Genomic DNA, 18,806 nt, shown 5'->3' with positions numbered 1-18,806 from the left:
CGCGCGCCGTTGCGCCGCTGCTCACCGGTGGCACCGGCGAGCCGGTCGATTTCGTCCGATCGCGAATTCGGAAAAAGGGCGAAAGAACGCCTCTGGCGCGCCTCCTCAGATCAAACCGCTGTGCACGGCGAGGCTCACCGCCTGGGCTCGCGAATGCACGTGCAGCTTCTTGTAGACGCTCTTGATGTGCGCGTTGACCGTCTGGCCGGTGATGCCGAGCCTCGCGCCGATCTCCGCCGTGGCGAATCCCAACGCCACGAAGCGCAGGATCTGGCTCTCGCGATCCGAGAGCGTCGTCTCCTGCGGCGGCGGCGCTGCAGGCGGCAGCTCATCGTCGGTCGGCTGGTCGCGGGGAAGCTGGTTCAGGAGGTGCAACAGGCGCCGCGCGAGCCGCGGCGTGATGGCCGCGCCGCCGTTCACGACATGCAGCACGGCCTCTGGAAAGCTCTGCAGCCAGGCGTTCTTCAGCAGGTAGCCGGTCGCGCCCAGCTCGAAGGCATGCAGCACGTCGGCTTCGTCTTCGAAGGCGGAGATCACGATGACCTCGCCGTTGCAGTGGTGGCGCCGCGCTTCGTCGATCAGCTCGAAGCACCGGCCGTCGCCCAGCCGCAGGTCGACCATCAGCACGTCGAACTCGTGCGTGGCCAGCAGCTTGCGGCCCTCGCGGATGCTGTCGGCCTGGCCTTCGAGCTGGATGCGCATGTCCGCCAGCAGCTCCCGCGCGATGGCGCGGCGCACGACTTCGTCGTCGTCGACGAGCAGCACGCGCACCGGCGATCTTTCCTGGCCCGTGAGGAAGTCGGGCCACAAGCCTGCCGCGGGGGCGCAGACGCCGGGCAGTGCGTTCTGGCGGTATGGCGCCATCCCGGTGGAGGCCGTTTCTCGAGAAGCAACGAGGGTCGCATCGTGCATGGGTGGGGTCCGGTGGTGAAGGGCCGGGGTGTGGGTGGCCCCCGCTGCTTGCGGCACCGGTTTCGGGTTCATCTCGGGCGGGTCCCCTTCATGCAGCGGAATGACGGCCGATGCCCGGCGTTCTTCGTCCGCAATGCCGCTGCGGTTGCGAAGGCGGGCGATTTCCGCGTGTCCTTCATCGGTGATGGCGAAGACGACCGCGCGTTCGTAGCGCTGGTAGCCGAAGCCGTCGAAATGGAATTCGGCCTCGACCAGCCCGGTCGCCACGAGCACCGATGCGTCGTGGATATCGGCTTCCGAGGTGAGCGCGATGGGAAATCGCTTGCGCAGAAGCCGAAGAAGAAGTGCGAGCGGCATCCGATGCTCCATTTCGTTGTCGGTGGCGCGGATCGACGACCTGATGACAAGGACGAGTGATGGGCTTCACCGCGCGCGCGCACCCGCGCCCGTGGCCGTGCTGTCCACCGCCGGCCTGCCGTCGAGTGCCAGCGTCGCGTTGAGCGCATCCAGCGCTTCGGGGGTCAGCGTGCCATTGGCCTGCCGAAGCCGCAGGCTCCCCAGCAGGACGTTGTAGCGCGCCTGCGCCAGGTCGCGCTTGGTCTGGAACAACTGGCTCTGCGAATTCAGCACGTCGATGTTGATCCGCACGCCCACCTGGTAGCCCATGCGGTTGGCGTCCAGCGCCACCTGGCTCGACGCTTCCGCGGCTTCGAGCGCCTTCACCTGGCTCGCGCCGGAAACCAGCCCGAGGAATGCAGCCCGCGTCGATACCGAAACACTGCGACGGGTGTTGTCCAGCGTGGCGCGCGACTGGTCCGCCAGCGCAAGGGTTTCGCGCACCCGGTTCTCGGTCGCGAAGCCCGCGAACAGCGGCATGTTGAACACCACGCCGACGCTGGCCGCACCCACGCGCGTCTTGCCGGCCGATGGGGTGCTGGAGGTCGTGTTCTGCGGGTTGGTGGTGATGTTGTAGCCCAGCTGCGCGTCGACCGTCGGCAGGTGTCCTGCCTGCGCCTTGCGGATCTCCAGCGTGGCAACCTCCACGCCGCGGCTCGCCTGCAGGATGGCCGGATGCATCGCCTCGGCTTGCGCGAGCCAGGCTTCCACGTTGTTCGGCGCGAGCGGCGGCAGCACCACCGGCGCGGCGAGCGGCGTCGGGCTGCTGCCGGCCTGTCCCACGAGCTGGTCGAGGATGATCTTCTTCACCTCCAGGTCGTTGGCCGCCGCGATCTCCTGCGCCACGACGAGGTCGTAGCGTGCCTGGGCTTCGCGCGTGTCGGTGATGGTCGAGGTGCCGACATCGAAATTGCGTTTGGCGGACGCAAGCTGTTCCACCACGCCGAGCTTCTGCGCGCGCACCAGCACCAGGCTGTCGTAGCTCGCGAGCACGTCGAAGTAGGCCTGGCTGACACGCACCACCAGGTCCTGCTCGGCAAGCACCAGTTGCGACTGCGCAATTTCCTCCTGCAGCCCGCTTTGCTCGTAGGCGGCCCAATTGGCAGGCCGGTAGAGGGGCTGGGTCAGGTTGATGCCCACGTTGCGGGAGTTCACGCCGCGGCTCGTCGAGGTACCGCCGGAGGAAAGGTCCTGCTCCGTGAACGACGCGCCTGCCGACAGGTTGATGGACGGAAGCACACCTGCGCGCGCCTGCGCCGCGCGCGCCACGCTGGCGGCGTATTGCGCTCGCGCGCCTTGGTAGACGGCGTCGTAGTCGCGCGCCGATCGATAGAGCTCAACCAGGCTTTGCCCCGACGCCGGTGCGCCCGCGAGCGCAAGCAGGAGCGCCAGTGGACTGCTCGCCGATGCCGCATAACGATGCCCGCGCACGCCGGGCAGGGCGCCTTGATCGCCTTGCGCGCTTGTGTCCATGTCTTTGTCTCCTCCGTGGCCCTCGACCCCCTTGCTTCAAATTACTACCTATAGCTTAAGGAGTTCTTAAGGGTAGAGCTAAAGACTGTGATGACGGAAGTAGCGTTCCGAAACACCCCACCACAAGCACCTGAGGAGCCATGTCATGTCCGTCACTGTCAATCAAGCAGACCTTGAGTTCATCCTCGCGCAGATCAAGATCTCGGAGGCGCACGCAGCCGGTCAACCGTTGTTCGGGCCGGGCGGGCTGGTCCCGGCGTACAATGTGAGCTGGGGTCTGCGAACGGTGGATGGCACCTACAACAACCTGCTTCATGAAACGTGGGGCGCCGCGGACCAGCCGTTCCCCTCGCTGATGGACCCGGTGTACCGGCCCGCCGACGGCACGATGTTCGACCCCGACGGCCCCGGCCCCGCGCCTGCCATGCCGACGGCGCCGAACTACAACCCGAGCAACAACCCGAACTCGCTCGTCTTCGATTCCAGCCTGCGCACCATCTCCAACCTGCTGGTCGACCAGACCCTGGGCAATCCGGCTGCCATCCTGACCGCGCTGGACCGCGCGGGCGCGGCCAACCCCATGGCCGACCTGGCCGCCATCACGGTCATCTACCAGGCCTTCAAGCCCGCGTCCGATGCCGAGTACCAGGCCCGGGTCGTGGCGCAGAACGCGCGTGCGGATGCCGAGGAACTCGGCGACGGCGATCCCAACACGCCGCCCACGCCCGCCGAGCAGGCGGCCCTGGATGCGGCCGCCGCCGCCGATGCCGCGCATGCGTTGACCGTCACGGCCCTGGAGGAAGCGCGCGTGGTGCGCGACGCCGCCATCGAGCCCTTCGGCATCGCGATGGACGGCGACAACGTCAGCCTGCCCAACATCTCGCCGGACGTGGGCCTGTCGGCGTCGTTCAACTCGTGGTTCACTCTCTTCGGCCAGTTCTTCGATCACGGCCTGGACCTGGTCAACAAGGGCGGCAGCGGCACGGTGTTCATTCCGCTGCAGCCGGACGATCCGCTGTACATCGAAGGCAGCCCCACCAACTTCATGGTGCTGACCCGCGCCTCGGTGTCGGCCGGCACGGACGGCATCATGGGCACGGCGGACGACGTGCGGCCGGTGAACACCACCACGTCCTTCGTCGACCAGAACCAGACCTACACCTCGCATTCCTCGCACCAGGTGTTCCTGCGCCAGTACACGGTCAACGGCGACGGCCAGCCCGTGGCGACGGGCAAGCTGATCGAGGGCGGCAACGGCGGCATGGCGACGTGGGGCGAGGTCAAGGCCCAGGCCCTGATGCTGGGCATCGAGCTCACCGACTTCGACGTGGGCAGCGTGCCGCTGCTCAGGACCGATCAATACGGCAACTTCATTCCCGATGCGGTGACCGGCATGGCGCAGGTCATCGTGGGCATCGGCGTCGACGGCATTCCGAACACGGCAGACGATATCGTGGTCTCCGGTACGCCGGGCAGCCCGGTCAATCCGACGACGGCGCTTGCGCTGCGCACCGGCCACGCGTTCCTTGCGGACATCGCGCACGAGGCGGTTCCGATCGGCAAGATCGCCGACGGCGACATCACCATCGGCCTGGGCAACCCGGGCAACGGCGACACCGAGTACGACAACGAACTGCTCGACGCCCACTTCATCGCCGGCGACGGCCGCGTGAACGAGAACATCGGCCTCACCGCCGTGCACCACGTGTTCCATGCGGAGCACAACCGCATGGTCGAGCACAACAAGGAAGTCATTCTTTCCACCGCGGCCGGCGGAGACCTCGCCTTCCTGAACGAGTGGCTGGTCGAAGACGTGGCGGCGCTGCCCGCGGACCTGAGCACGCTCGTGTGGGACGGCGAGCGCCTCTTCCAGTCGGCCAAGTTCACCACCGAGATGCAGTACCAGCATCTGGTGTTCGAGGAGTTCGCGCGCAAGATCCAGCCGCAGATCAATCCGTTCGTGGTGCCCGACGGCTTCGACGTCACGATCGATCCGTCGATCGTTGCCGAGTTCGCGCACGTCGTGTATCGCTTCGGCCACTCGATGCTCACCGAGTCGATCGACCGGTTCGACCCTAACTTCAATGCGGACGACATCGGGCTCATCCAGGGCTTTCTCAACCCGGTCGCGTTCGATTCCGGGCATGCCATCACCGATGACATCGCCGCCGGCGCGATCATCCGCGGGATGACGCGGCAGGTCGGCAACGAGATCGACGAATTCGTGACCGGTGCGCTGCGCAACAACCTGCTGGGCCTGCCGCTGGACCTGGCGACCATCAACCTGGCGCGGGGGCGCGACACGGGCGTGCCGTCTCTCAACGCGGCGCGGCGAGAGTTCTTCGAGGCGACCAACAACGCCGCCGAACTGCGGCCCTACGACAGCTGGGTCGACTTTGCCGGCAACCTCAAGCACGAGGCATCGATCATCAACTTCATCGCGGCCTACGGCACGCATTCGCTGATCACCAGCCAGACGACGATCGAGGGCAAGCGCGACGCGGCGCTGACCATCATCACCGGCGCGTCGGTCGGCGCACTGCTGGTGCCCGACGATGCGGTCGACTTCCTCAACGGCAGCGGCGCCTGGGCGAGCGGTGCGAACGGGGTCACCACCACCGGCCTGGACAACGTGGACCTGTGGATCGGCGGCCTCGCGGAGAAGATTCTTCCGTTCGGCGGCATGCTCGGCTCGACCTTCAATTTCGTGTTCGAGCAGCAGATGGAAAGCCTGCAGAACGGCGACCGCTTCTACTACCTGCAGCGCCTGGACGGCCTGCACCTGTTCGGCGAGATGGAGAACAACTCGTTCGCCGAAATGATCATGACCAACACGAACGCGACGCACCTGCCGTCGGACGTGTTCTCCACGCCGGGGCTGGCGCTGGAGGTGGACATCACCCGCCAGTTCAACGACCTGGACGGCAACGGCACGCTGGAGAGCACCGACCCCGTGGGCGGCGGCATCCTGACGCCGCTGGTGGTGCGCAACAACCCGGGGACGGTCGGGCCCGACAGCAACTACCTGCGCTACACGGGCGACGAGCACGTGGTGCTGGGCGGCACCGAGGGCAACGACATCATCATCGCCAGCGAGGGCGACGACACGATCCACGGCGACGGCGGCAACGACAACCTGGAAGGCGGCGCCGGCAACGACATCATCAATGCCGGGGCGGGCGACGACATCGTGCGCGACCTGGGCGGCGACGACAACATCAAGGCCGGCGACGGCAACGACGTGGTGCACGGCGGCCCGGGGCTGGACCTCATCATGGGCGGCAAGGGGCAGGACTTCATCGTGCTGGGCACCGACGCGGGCTCCGAAGTGTTCGCCGGCGAGGGCAACGACTTCATCCTGGGCAGCAAGAATGCCGAGCGCATTCTGGGCAACGAGGGCGACGACTGGATCGAGACCGGCACCTTCGACGGCGCGCCCGGCGACAGCTTCGACGAGATCTTCGCGCGCGACGGCATCGTGGGCCACGACGTGTTCCTGGGCGACGGCGGCTTCGACGAGTTCATCGCCGAGGGCGGCGACGACATCATGGTCGGCAGCCCCGGCCGCGGCAAGCTGGCCGGCATGTCGGGCTGGGACTGGGTGACCTACAAGGACAACGCCGCCGGCGTCGATGCCGACCTCACGCGCGCCATCGTGTTCGACGAGAACCCGACACCGCCGCAGAACGGAACGCTGGACGGCTACGAGTCGGTCGAGGGCCTCTCGGGCACGCGGTTCGCCGACGTGCTGACCGGCGCCGACACGCTGGCCGAAGAGCGGCTGCCGTTCGCGCAGGGCGGCACCGAGGGCTACGCGGGCAGCGCGCTCGATGCGGCGGGCATCGCGCGCATCAACGGCCTGCAGGCCGTGCTGGGCGCCGGTGTCGTGAGCTACTCGGCGGGCGACATCATCCTGGGCGGCGACGGCGGCGACCTCATCATGGGCCGCGGTGGCGACGACATCATCGACGGCGACAAGTGGCTCGACGTGCAGATCGGCGTCTTCGCGGCCGGCGACACCGAGCACACCGGCACGCCGATCGCGCTGCACAACAGCATGAAGACGCTGGTGAACAGCATGTTCGCGGGGCAGATCAACCCCGTGCAGCTGGCCATCGTGCGCACCATCAGGACCGACGAGACGGCGGGCGACATCGACACCGTGGCGTACCTGGGGCCGATCGCTAACTACGCATTCGGCACCGACGCCAACGGGCGGCTCACGGTGACCGACGTGAGCGCCGATCCGATCGAGGGCACCGACACGCTGAGCAACATCGAGCGGCTGCAATTCACCGATGCCACGCTGGCCATCGTGACGGGCACCGCCGGCAACGACACGCTCAACGGCACCGCGGGCAACGACCTGCTGCTGGGTCTTGCGGGCAACGACACGCTGAACGGGCTGGGCGGGGACGACGTGCTGGTGGGCGGCACCGGCACCGACACGCTCAACGGCGGCCTGGGCAACGACACCTATGTGTTCGGCCTCGCGGATGGCAACGACACGATCAACGAACCCGTCAACGCGACCAGCGGCGGTACGGCCGATCGCATGGTGATCCAGGCGGCGGGCACGGCGCTCGTCGGGCTGAATGCCTCCGACAACAACACCGCCACGGCCAACGGCAGCCTGGTGGTCAACTTCAACGGGCAGACGGTGACCGTCAACGGCCACTTCACCGGGGGCAACGCGCAGACCGGCGTGGAGCGCATCAACTTCAACGACGGCACCTACGGCGGCTACCTGCTCGGCGTGGACGACTACCTGATCAGCCGCCTGGACCCCACCGGCGGCTCGCGCACCATCGACCTCACGGCATCGACGGCGAACAACTTCATCGCCGGAGAGAACGGCACCGACGACCTGATCACCGGGGGCAGCGGCAACGACCTGATCTTCGGCGGCACCGGCGACAACACGCTCAACGGCGGCGCGGGCGACGACCTGCTGGTGGGCGGCTCGGGTGCCGGCGACAACGACGTGCTCGACGGCGGCCTGGACGCCGACACCATGGTCGGCCTGGCGGGGAACGACACGTACATCGTCGACGACGTGGCCGACGTGGTCGTCGAAGCGGCGGCCGCCGGGACCGACGAGGTGCAGACCGAGCTGGCCGCGTTCTCGCTGGAGCTCATCGCCAACGTGGAGAACCTCACCTACACCGGCATCGACGCGGACCCGTTCGTGGGCACGGGCAACGCGCTCAACAACGTCATCAGCGGCGGCGACCTGGCCGACACGCTCGCCGGACTGGGTGGCAACGACACGCTCAACGGCGGGCTGGGTGCCGACGCGCTGGATGGCGGGGAAGGCAACGACGCGCTGAATGGCGGTGACGACAACGACACGCTGCTGGGCGGCATCGGCAACGACACGCTCAACGGCGGCGACGGCAACGACACGCTGGACGGCGGCACCGGCAACGACGCGATGGCCGGCGGCGCAGGCGACGACACCTTCCTCGTGGACAGCGCGACGGACACCGTGGCCGAGGGCGCGGGCGGCGGCACGGACACGGTGCAGTCGACCATCACCTACACCATCACCGACGCGGACGTCGAGAACCTCACGCTGCTGGGCACCGCGAACATCAACGGCACCGGCAACGCCGGGGCCAACGTGCTGACCGGCAACGCGGGCAACAACGTGCTGACCGGCGGCGGCGGCAGCGACACCGCGAACTACGCCACCGCGGCAGCGGCGGTGACGGTGTCCCTGGCGCTTGCCGGGGCGCAGGCGACCGGCGGGGCCGGCAGCGACACGCTCTCCAGCATCGAGAACCTGGTGGGCAGCGCGTTCGGCGACTCGCTCACGGCGAGCGGCACTGCGGGGACCGGCGTCGTCAACCTGCTGAGCGGCGGCGCGGGCAACGACACGCTCTCGGCCACGGTCGACAACGTGCGCGACACGCTGGACGGCGGCGCCGACCTGGACACGGCCAACTACTCGGCCTACGCGGCGGGGTTGACGGTGAACCTGGGCGGCGCGGCACCGGTCGTCGTCGCGGGCTCGGGCAACAACGCGGCCAATTCCGACGTGCTGGTGGGGGTGGAGAACTTCACTGGCGGCAGCGGCAACGACACCATCACCGGCAGCGCGGGCGCGAACGTGCTGAACGGCGGGCTCGGTGCGGACACCTTCAACTACACGATCGGCGGCGGTGCCGACACCATCGTCGGCGGCGGCGGCAACGACACGCTCAACATCACGGGCGCGGCGAACAACGATGTGCTGGACGTGGTCTACAACGGCGCCATCACCGGGTTCGAAGGCGGAACGGTGACCGGCGTCGAGTCGATCGTCGCGAACCTGGGCGGCAATGCGGACACGCTGTCGTACGGCGATTCCGCGACGGCCGTCAACGTGAACCTGCTGGCGGGCACGGCCTCGGGCTTCACCTCGATCGCGAGCATCCTGAACGCCACGGGCGGCGCGGGCAACGACACGCTCACGGGCAATGCCGGCGCCAACACGCTCATCGGCGGTGCGGGCAACGACACCATCAACGGCGGCGCCGGAGGCGACATCCTGATCGGCGGCATCGGCGCGGACACCCTCAACTCCGGCGCTGCGAACGACAACGTGCAGGACATCTTCAGGTTCAGCGCGACCAACGAGTTCGGCGACGTGGTGAGCAACTTCGACGCCAACGGCCCGACCGCGGCGGGCGACGACCGCATCGAGTTCGGCGGCGCGCTCAACACGGCCTGGGACGACGGAAACAACAACGACAACTTCCTCTTCGGCACGGGCAACGGTGCGGGCGGCACGGTGAATGTCACGGTGGGGCAGGGCAACGGCGACATCGAGGCGCTGCTGCTGACCGGCGCGGGCGGGGAGGGGGTGACCACGGCGAACCTGGGCAACGCGGCGGCGGTGGCGGCGGCATTCAACAGCGAATTCGCCATCACCGCGGCCAACGGCGAAGACGCGCTGCTGGTGATCAACGACACCAACGGCAACAGCTTCTCGCTCTGGCAGTGGGTGCAGGCGGGCGGCGGGGAAACGTCGGCGGCGGAGCTCACGCTGATCGGCACCTTCAGTGCCAACGCAGCGGTGGTGGCGGCCAACTTCGACTTCGTCTGACCGACCAAGGCAACGGACGGCGCGGGGCGTGCAAGCGCCCTGCGCCGCATACCGGAGGAGACCCATCATGAAGCCGATCTGGGCCGAGCTGAAGCCGCTGCTTTTCAGCATGGCGCTCTTCTCGTTCGTCATCAACCTGCTGTACCTGGTGCCCGCCTTGTTCATGCTGCAGGTGTTCGATCGCGTGATCCCGACCAACAGCCGCGAGACGCTGTGGGTGCTGCTGGGCGGCGTCGGCACGGCGCTGCTCATTCTTTTCGTGCTCGACTACGTACGGCTGCGCCTGCAGCACCTCACGGGGCACATCGTCGACGAGCGGCTCTCGCCGCCGGTGGTGCACGCGGTGGTGACGGCCGCTGCGCGCTCCCCGCTGAATGTCCGGCCCGATGCGATGCGCGACATCGCCACGCTTCGGGGCCTGTTCTCGGCCAACGGATTGACGGCACTGATGGACGCGCCGTGGATCGTCGTCTACGTGGCCGTCATCGCCTTCTTTCATCCGGCGCTGGGCCTGGGTGCCGCGTGCGCTGCCGCCGTGATGATCGGGCTGGCCTGGCTCAACGACCGCGTGAACCAGAAGTCGCTGGACGCGGTGCAGCGCGAAACGCGCCAGGCCTCCCGCTACGTGGAAGGGTCGCTGCGCAACGCCGAGGTGTTGCAGGCCATGGGCATGACCGAGCGCCTCTTGGGCCGCTGGCGCAAGCAGCAGGACGAGGCCCTCGCGCTGCAGGCCAGCACCAGCCATGCGAGCGTGTCGTTCAGCGCGGCCTCGCGCTTCCTGCGCCAGGGCGTGCAGGTGATGATGATGTCGATCGGCGCCTACCTGGTGCTCACGCAGGCGGCTTCGGCCGGCGTGATGATCGCTACCACCGTGCTGCTCGGCCGCGCATTGCAGCCGGTCGAGCAGATCGTGGGCAGCTGGCGCGTGCTGAACGAAGCGCGCTCGGCCTACCGCCGCTTGCGGGACCTGTGCGAACACTTCGGCAAGGACGTGCCACGCATGTCGCTGCCCAGGCCGGTCGGCCATGTGCGGCTGCATGGCATCTCGTTCCGGCCGCCCGGCTCGGAGAAGCTCGCGCTGTCGGGCGTTTCGCTGAACCTCGTGGCCGGCGAGGCGCTCGCCATCATCGGACCGAGCGCAGCGGGCAAGTCGACGCTCGCGCGCCTCATGACGGGCATCTGGCAACCGACCATGGGAACGATCCGGCTGGACGGCACCGAGCTCTCGACCTGGTCGCGGCGCGAGCTCGGCCCCTGGATCGGCTACGTGCCGCAGGACGTGGAGCTGTTCGACGGCACGGTGGCCGACAACATCTGCCGGCTGGGCGAACCGGACGGCGAGGCGGTGATTGCAGCCGCCAAGCGTGCCAATGCCCACGACATGATCACGCAGCTGCCGATGGGCTACGACACGCAGATCGGCGACAACGGCGCGCGCCTTTCGCCCGGCCAGCGCCAGCGGATCGCGCTGGCCCGCGCCATGTACGGCGACGTGCGCCTCCTGATCCTCGACGAGCCGAATGCGAGCCTGGATGCCGAAGGCGAGATCGCGCTCGCTCGCGCGCTCAGCGGCCTGCGCGCCGAGGGGGTGACCTCGATCGTGGTGACGCATCGCCCCTCGCTGGTTGCGCACGTGGACAAGATCCTCATCCTCGAGGCGGGGCAGGTGAAGCAGTTCGGTCCGGCCGGCGAGGTGATGAAGTCGATGCAGAAGCAGGCGCAGGCCGCGCTCACCGAGCGCGCCGCGTGAGGCTACGGACCGCAGCAAGACAGGAGGGCAACACGCCATGACGCACGCACACGCACAGGCACTTCCGCTCGGGAGCACGAAGCCGAAGCGCAAATCCACCAAGCAGCAGATCAAAGGCCTGGTGCGGCTGGGCCTGGGGACCGTGTTCGCCATCGTCGTTCCGGTGGCCATGTGGGTCGGGCTCGCGCCGCTGGCCATGGCCGTGGTGGCGCCGGCGCACGTCAAGGTCGATCTGAACCGCCGGCCGGTGCAGCACCTGGAAGGGGGCATCGTGCGGCAGGTCCTGGTTCGCGACGGGCAGCAGGTCAAGGAAGGCCAGCCGCTGGTGGTTTTTGCAGACGTGGGCATGGACGCCGACCGCAATCGCCTGACCTACCGCCTCGCGGTGGAGCGCACCGCCCTGGAGCGCCTGGAAGCCGAGCAGCGCCGCGCCGAGAAGCTGGTGTTTTCCGAGGCCCTCCAGGCCGAGGCCCTCAGGGACGCGCGCCTGCAGGATGCGATGGCCAAGGAGACGGCCCTGTTCTCGGCGCGCCGGCATTCGCTGCAAAGCGAACTGGCGCTCATGCGCATGCTGCGCCAGAAGGTGCAGCAGGAGATCGGTTCGCTGGAGGCGCAGGGCGTCAAGGCGCAGGAATCGCTGGCGCTGCAGCACCGCGACCTCCAGGCCAATCGCGACCTGGTGCAGGAGGGCTTCGTCTCGAACGCCCGCATCAACCAGATGGAAGCCTCGGTGGCCGACTACACCGCGAAGCTGGAAGAGCGCCGCTCGGAGCTTGCGCGCGGCCACGGGCGGCTGGTCGATGCCGACATCAAGAGCAACTCGATCGTCAACGAATACCTCCGCTCGGCGAGCGACCAGCTCAAGAGCGCGGTCACCCGCGTGAGCGAGATCGAGCAGGAGCTGCGCAAGTCGGACGACGCCACCACGCGCCAGGTCGTGCTGGCGCCGGCGGCAGGCGAGATCATCGACCTGAAGTTCACCTCGCCGGGCGCGGTGGTGCGGCCGGGCGAGGCGATCGCGGAGATCGTGCCGAGCAACACCGCGCTGATGATCGAGGCGCAGATCCGTCCGGAAGAAGTCAACAACGTGCTGATAGGGCAGAGCGCCCGGATCAAGTTCACGGCCTTCAAGTACCGCAATGCCACGATGGTGAAGGGCAAGGTGACTTACGTCTCGGGCGACCGGTTCACCGACAAGACGACGCAGATGCCGTATTACGCGGTCTCCATCCTGGCCGACGCCGAATCGGTCGAGGCCGTGGGCGACCTGAAAATGCAGGCCGGCATGCCGGCCGAGGTGTACATCGAAGGCGGCTTCCAGACAGCGCTTCAGTACCTGCTGGAGCCGATCACTTCCACGTTGCGCCGGGCTGCACGACAAATGTGAGCCCCTGGCTCTTCGCCGGCCTTTCGTCGGTTTCGGCTGCGGTGTCGCACGGGACCGGAAACGTGATCTCCACGCGCAGGCCGCCCAATGGCGATTTCTGCAGCCGCACCTCAGCATGGTGCGCGAGCGCCACCGCCTTCACGATCGACAGGCCCAGGCCGACGCCGTGCGGATCGACGCGGCCCAGGCGGTTGAAGCGCTGGAACGCTGCGGCATGCTGGCTCGCGGGGATGCCGGGGCCGGAGTCGTCGAAGGTCAGCAGGACGCCCTCGCGAACCGGGAGGCTGCCGATCTCGATGCGGCCGCCGGCGGGCGTGAAGCGGATGGCGTTGTCCAGCAGGTTGTGCATCAGCATGTGCAGGCCCAGTTCCACCGCCGGCAACCGGGACACTTCCAGACGCGTGGCCACGGTCACCTGGCTGTGCGCCGCCACCGGACCGAGCTCGGACATCACGTCCTGGAAGACCTTCTGCAGGTTCACGTCGACCGCGACATGCCCCACCACCGCCAGGCTGTCGACGCGGGCGAGATCCAGGAGCTGGTCCAGGAGGTAGCTGGCCTCGTCGATGCCCGACATCAGGCCGCGCAGCGAAGACGACAGCTCCTGCGGCGATGCGGCGACGGCGGTGGCCAACTGGGCGTGCGCGCGAAGCCCGGCGAGCGGCGTTCGCATCTCGTGCGCGGCGATGGCCGTGAATTCACGCTCGCTCGACAGCACCGAACGGAAGCGGGCGAACACCCCGTTGATCGAATCGACCATCGGCTTGAGTTCGATCGGCGGATTCGCGACCTTCAGCTCCGACAGGTCGAGCGCATGGCGTTCGCGAAGCTGCGAGGCGTAGCCCTCGACGGAGCGAAGCGCCTGGTTCACGAACCACCAGGTGCTCACGAAGATCAGCAAGAGCGGAATCGCCAGGAACGAGAGGAAGTAGCCGGTCGTGATGCCGGCCGCCGCTTCGCGGTCGCTCTGGCGCTCGGCGATCTGGATCACCATGCCCGTCTTCGCGGCCACATGGGTGTAGGTTCGCACTTCCTCGCCATCGACGACCGTTTCGCCGAAGCCGCGCTGTGCGATCGGCTGCACCGGATCGGCCTGCCTGCCCTTGTGGCTCTGGTGCAGCAGCCGCCCTTCGACGGACCAGATCCGGTAGTGATAGCGCGCGTCCAGCGAGCTTTCGGTCTGCTTGACGACGTCGCTCAGCCCTTCGATGAATCCCTCTTCCTCGATCTCGTGTTCCGCGAAGGCAAGCACCGTGCGCGCGAGCGTGACGAGCCGCGCGTCCAGCACGTTGCGGTCCGAGATGATGTCGGCCCGATGCATGGCGAGGCCGCCGGCCAGCAGCGTCGCGGTGCACACGAAAAGCGCGATGGCAGCAACGCGATGGCGCAACGACCACGATGACGCGAGGCTATGCATTGAGCTTTTCCGGCCCGAGCTGATAGCCGACGCCGCGCACCGTCAGGATGAGGTCCGGCGAGAACTTGCGCCGCAGATAGTGGATGTGGACCTCGACCGCATTGCTCTCCACCTCGACATCGAAGGTGTAGAGCGCCTCCTCGAGCTGGCTGCGCGAAAGGACCTGGGTCTTGCGGCGGACCAGAATCTCGAGAAGCCAGAATTCCTTGTTGGTGAGGGCGACGATGTCGCCATGCCAGGTGGCCGTGCGGTGCGACGGGTAGAGCTTGAGCGGGCCATGCTCCGGTTCGATCGAGGCGGGCGCCTTGCCGTTGACGCGGCGCAGCACGGCCCTCACGCGCGAGGCGAGTTCTTCCAGGTCCACCGGCTTGACCATGTAGTCGTCGGCGCCCATGTCGAGCAGGCGCACGCGGTCCTGGATGCCGCAGCGCGCCGTGATCACGATCACCGAGACGGGAATCCCCCGGGTGCGGATGCTCTTGAGCAGCGAATCGCCGGTGACGTCCGGCAAGCCGAGATCCAGCAGCACGCAGTCATAGTTGCAGGCCGCGAGCGAAGAGAGAACTTCCTTGCCGCCCCGGCTCCAGTCGACCGCATAGCCCGCGCGCATGAGGCTCTTGTGCACGGCGCTTCCGAGCAGTTCGTTGTCTTCGACCAGGAGCAGCCGCATGGCAGAACCCTGTCAACGTGGTCCAACCGGCGCTGCGGAGCGCACACAAGATGTTTCGGGTGGGATGAAGAGCGGGCCCGGGAGATCGCCGGGTGCCTGGCAGCGCCGGATGTCGCACGAAGACCGGGCCGCACCGTCGAGGCGCAGCGCACCGGCAGGAGAGAGCCCGCCGAACGATGAACGGGAAACGACTTTCGAAGTCTTCATCTTGTCTCCTCGGCGCACTGTTGAACCGATGGTTTCGGTCGGGTCGTAGCCAGCTCGTTCTCCGGTCGCCATCCGCAACATTGTTGCTGTGGATGTACAACGGGCGTATTAATGTAGGGAAAGTCAATTCAAATGGCAATCCAGCTTTTGTGGGTTGTCGCCATAGGCTTAAAGCACTAGCGCGGCGCAGCGAGGGGCTCCCTCGCTTTTGTTCGTGCCGCTCAGATCAGGCCGGTGTGAACGGCAAGGTTCACCGCCTGGGCGCGCGAATGCACATGCAGCTTCTTGTAGATGCTCTTGATGTGCACGTTCACGGTCTGGCCGGTGATGCCGAGCTTCGCGCCGATCTCGATCGAGACGTGGCCCGATGCCACGAAGCGCAGGATCTGGCTCTCGCGCTGCGTCAGCGTCGTATCACGCGACGGCGGCGCCGATGGCTGCGTGTCGCCGCCCAGGTGCTCCCGCGGATGCTGGTTCATGAGGTGCAGCAGGCGCCGCGCGAGCCGCGGCGTGATGGCCGCGCCGCCGTTCACCACATGCAGCACCGCCTCGGGAAAGCTCTGCAGCCAGTCGTTCTTCAGCAGGTAGCCCGTCGCGCCCAACTCGAAGGCGCGCAGCACGTGGGCATCGTCCTCGAGCGCGGAGATCACGATGATCTCGCCGTTGCAATGGTGGCGCCGCGCCTCCTCGATGAGCTCGAAGCACAGGCCGTCGCCCAGCCGCAGGTCGACCATCAGCACGTCGAACTCGTGCGCGGCCAGCAGCTTGCGGCCCTCGCGGATGCTGTCGGCCTGGCCTTCGAGGCGGATGCGCACATCCGCCAGGAACTCCCGCTCGATCATGCGGCGCGTGAACTCGTCGTCGTCGACGAGCAGCACGCGCACCGGGGACAACGCCTGGCCGGCAAGGAAGTGCGGCCATGGCCTCGTTGCAGGAGGACCGATGCGGGGCACGGCATCCCCGAGGTATTGCGGCATGCCAAGGGAGGCCGAAGGGCCGGCGGGAACGAGCGCGGTATCGAGCATTTTTTTGTCCGGTCGAGGGGAGATTTCCGGGAATGGAAGCAGCAATTGAAATTCGATTCGATGCGACTCGAATTTGCGCCATGCTATGAATTCGACGATTCGCTCGTGCAGCTGTTTTGCCTGCGCTTACACGCGGATATACATATTTCCGAACCGAACTACCTCAGGACTACCTTTTCGGTCGCGTTCGATATTTTTGCGCATCAAATTCCCGTGCTTTTCAAGACCCGACGCTACGTTCGCCGGGTCTTTTGGTTTGGCGTTCGGCCATGCCCCAAGTATTTGACGAAAATATTGAATAAAAACAAGGACTTATGAAGGTCGTGCAGCTGGCGATCGCTTGATGAATGAATGCATGGATTCCATTTATTCATCCGGCCGCCGCTGAATTTGACTTGGCGAATTCAAAATTCAAAAATGCTTGCTGAACATTGAATTCCAAGCGCCAGCATTGGCGCTGCACCGTTTTGGGTAGGCGCTTTGTCACGCTCCAAGGCCCAAACGCACAGGACGCATGACTCCCCGATAAAAGTGCGCTTCGCTCATGTGCGAAGAAACGCCAATTCCTAAAGTCATCCCCAGGCCGAAAGCCTCTGCCCATCCCGGTCAGAGCAGCTGTTGCGGCCCGTCGCGAGACAACCGGGGAACCGCATGGAACCGCTTCAACTGCTGCCGAGAACCTTCATGGGCCTGCTGCGCGAAGACGCCGGCATGTCGTTCATGGAGTTCGCGCTGATCAGTGCGCTGGTGATGGTGGTGTGCCTGCTCCTGTTGCTCGCCATCCGGCGCAACGCCTGAGCCCGGGGAGAAGACCATGCAGGAATTCGGCGCCGTCCTCGACCTCCTGGCCCTGCTGGCTTCGGACCTGCGCATGCCGGTGCTGCTCGCGCTGCTCGTCGTGGCTTCGGTCAGCGACTGGCGCTCCTACCGCATTCCCAACTGGCTGACGTTCGGCGGCGCGCTGTTCGCCGTGGTCTACGGGACGCTCGCGGCACGCACGCCGGTCGCAGGTGCAATGAACGCGTTCGGCGGGCTCATCGTCGGATTCGCCGCGATGCTGATCTTCTATGCGATCGGAATCATGGGCGCGGGCGACGTCAAGCTGATGGCCATGGCCGGCGCCTTCCTCGGCCCGCAGCAGACGCTCATGGCCGTGCTCTTCACCTTCATCGCGGGCGGCGTCGCGGCACTCGCATTCGCCATCCACCGCCGCCGTCTCGGACCGATGCTGGACAACGTCAGGGCCGCAGCCCAGGGCATGGTCATGTCGACGATCGCGGGCGTTCGTCCCAACGAGAGCCTGCGGGTGAGCCGCTCGGTGGGAAAGCTGCCGTACGGCATCTGCATCGGCGCAGGCACGACGGCGCAAGTGCTCGCGCACCAGCTGGGCTACGTCTAGCCCTTTTATTCATTCACTCGTCATTCCTCGTTCACGGCGGAGGTTCCCATGAAGAACATCAAGGCGCTCGGGCTGTTGCTGCTGGCCCTCATGACCGGCCTGGCCGCCGCGGTGTACGCGGCGGGCTGGGTCTCCCAGCAAGGCGGGATCGCCTCCAACAAGGTGGTGGTGGCCGCGGTGGACATCGAACTGGGAAGCCGCGTCAACGCGCAGATGCTTTCCACCGTCGACTGGCCCAGCGGCTCGGTTCCCGCCGGCTCGTTCGGCGAGATCAAGGCGCTGGACGACCGCGTGGTGAAGGTCGGCGTGGTGCGCGGCGAGCCGCTGATCGAAGGCAAGCTCGCGCCGGTCGGCACGCAGGGCGGGCTGTCCGCGGTGATCTCGAGCGGCAAGCGGGCCATGACGGTGCGCGTGAACGACGTGGTCGGTGTCGCGGGCTTCGCGCTGCCGGGCAACTACGTGGACGTGATGGTCAACGCCCAGCAGGACAAGGGCCGCGGCGAAGAGGCCTCGCAGATCAGCAAGACGGTGCTCGAGAAGGTGCTCGTGCTCGCCGTGGCCCAGGAGGCCAACCGCGACGACACCAAGCCCAAGGTCGTGAGCGCCGTGACGCTGGAGCTGTCGCTGGAGGACTCCGAGAAGCTCGACCTTGCGCGCAGCGTGGGAACGCTCTCGCTGGTGCTTCGCAACCAGATGGACAAGACGACTGTGGCCACCGGCGGCATCACCAAGGGCCAGCTGTTCGGCGAGAAGGAAATCGTGCAGGTCGCCGCCGCCGCGGCACCCGTGCCGGCCCGCCCCCGTGCGCCGCGCACGGGCCCCGCCGTGCAGCGCGCCTCCGAATGCGTCGAGGTGATCCAGCACGCGGCCCGCTCGCTCACCTGCTTCTGACCCGGCCTGCCCGAACACACACACAAGGAGGAACACCAAGTGCGACATCTCTCTTGCACCATGGCCCGGCTGCTGGCGATCTGCGCCGCGGCGGCGGGTCCCGCCCTGGCCGCCGACGTCGTGGCCATCGCGCCGGCCTCGTCCGCGGCGCCCGCTGCGGCAGCCGCGGCCCCCACGGCCGCGGGCACC

Annotated in this window: 11 protein-coding genes; 6 read left to right on the top strand and 5 right to left on the bottom strand. The window is 67.2% G+C overall.

Annotated elements, in window-relative coordinates:
* Positions 1-105: 105 nt before the first annotated feature.
* Positions 106-864 (bottom strand): response regulator transcription factor, encoded by a 759-nt coding sequence (locus tag RT97_RS23255; protein ID WP_042581271.1) that lies wholly within the window; start codon positions 862-864, stop codon positions 106-108.
* 471 nt (positions 865-1,335) lie between these two features.
* Positions 1,336-2,781 (bottom strand): TolC family outer membrane protein, encoded by a 1,446-nt coding sequence (locus RT97_RS23250; protein ID WP_042581202.1) that lies wholly within the window; start codon positions 2,779-2,781, stop codon positions 1,336-1,338.
* A 145-nt stretch (positions 2,782-2,926) separates the two neighbouring features.
* On the opposite strand from RT97_RS23250, the gene RT97_RS34045 reads away from it, so the two are divergent.
* The 3 genes from RT97_RS34045 (at position 2,927) to RT97_RS23235 (ending at position 13,008) form a co-directional block, all read left to right on the top strand.
* Positions 2,927-9,871 carry a peroxidase family protein gene (locus RT97_RS34045; protein ID WP_052810734.1) on the top strand — a complete coding sequence of 2,315 codons (6,945 nt, stop codon included), beginning with the start codon at positions 2,927-2,929 and terminating at the stop codon, positions 9,869-9,871.
* Between the two features lie 67 nt (positions 9,872-9,938).
* Positions 9,939-11,621 carry a type I secretion system permease/ATPase gene (locus RT97_RS23240; RefSeq protein ID WP_042581201.1) on the top strand — a complete coding sequence of 561 codons (1,683 nt, stop codon included), beginning with the start codon at positions 9,939-9,941 and terminating at the stop codon, positions 11,619-11,621.
* 37 nt (positions 11,622-11,658) lie between these two features.
* Positions 11,659-13,008 (top strand): HlyD family type I secretion periplasmic adaptor subunit, encoded by a 1,350-nt coding sequence (locus tag RT97_RS23235; RefSeq protein WP_052810733.1) that lies wholly within the window; start codon positions 11,659-11,661, stop codon positions 13,006-13,008.
* Here the strand turns inward: RT97_RS23235 and RT97_RS23230 are convergent.
* The 3 genes from RT97_RS23230 to RT97_RS23220 all read right to left on the bottom strand — a co-directional run bounded on the left by RT97_RS23230 (position 12,971) and on the right by RT97_RS23220 (position 16,327).
* Positions 12,971-14,425, bottom strand: coding sequence for an ATP-binding protein (locus RT97_RS23230; RefSeq protein ID WP_080898398.1), 1,455 nt, complete (start codon positions 14,423-14,425; stop codon positions 12,971-12,973). The two genes, RT97_RS23235 and RT97_RS23230, sit on opposite strands and share 38 nt — an antisense overlap.
* Positions 14,418-15,095 carry a response regulator transcription factor gene (locus RT97_RS23225; RefSeq protein WP_042581199.1) on the bottom strand — a complete coding sequence of 226 codons (678 nt, stop codon included), beginning with the start codon at positions 15,093-15,095 and terminating at the stop codon, positions 14,418-14,420. The genes RT97_RS23230 and RT97_RS23225 overlap by 8 nt, the downstream gene beginning before the upstream one ends.
* A gap of 428 nt (positions 15,096-15,523) precedes the next feature.
* The gene (locus tag RT97_RS23220; protein WP_052810732.1) at positions 15,524-16,327 is read right to left on the bottom strand and encodes a LuxR C-terminal-related transcriptional regulator; all 804 of its coding nucleotides are present in this window, start codon (positions 16,325-16,327) and stop codon (positions 15,524-15,526) included.
* A gap of 651 nt (positions 16,328-16,978) precedes the next feature.
* Here RT97_RS23220 and RT97_RS33515 point away from each other — a divergent pair.
* From RT97_RS33515 to cpaB, 3 genes are read left to right on the top strand one after another with little or no spacing between them, the layout of a single operon-like run.
* A complete protein-coding gene (locus RT97_RS33515) occupies positions 16,979-17,125 on the top strand; it encodes a hypothetical protein (protein WP_172672240.1) in 147 nt (48 codons plus the stop codon).
* Positions 17,126-17,141: 16 nt separating this feature from the next.
* The gene (locus RT97_RS23215; RefSeq protein WP_042581198.1) at positions 17,142-17,726 is read left to right on the top strand and encodes an A24 family peptidase; all 585 of its coding nucleotides are present in this window, start codon (positions 17,142-17,144) and stop codon (positions 17,724-17,726) included.
* A gap of 48 nt (positions 17,727-17,774) precedes the next feature.
* The gene (gene cpaB / locus RT97_RS23210; protein ID WP_042581197.1) at positions 17,775-18,617 is read left to right on the top strand and encodes a Flp pilus assembly protein CpaB; all 843 of its coding nucleotides are present in this window, start codon (positions 17,775-17,777) and stop codon (positions 18,615-18,617) included.
* Positions 18,618-18,806 lie beyond the last annotated feature (189 nt).

The organism is Variovorax paradoxus (assembly GCF_000834655.1).
Classification (GTDB): Bacteria; Pseudomonadota; Gammaproteobacteria; order Burkholderiales; family Burkholderiaceae_C; genus Variovorax; species Variovorax paradoxus_F.
This window is presented reverse-complemented; position numbering and strand designations above follow the sequence as displayed.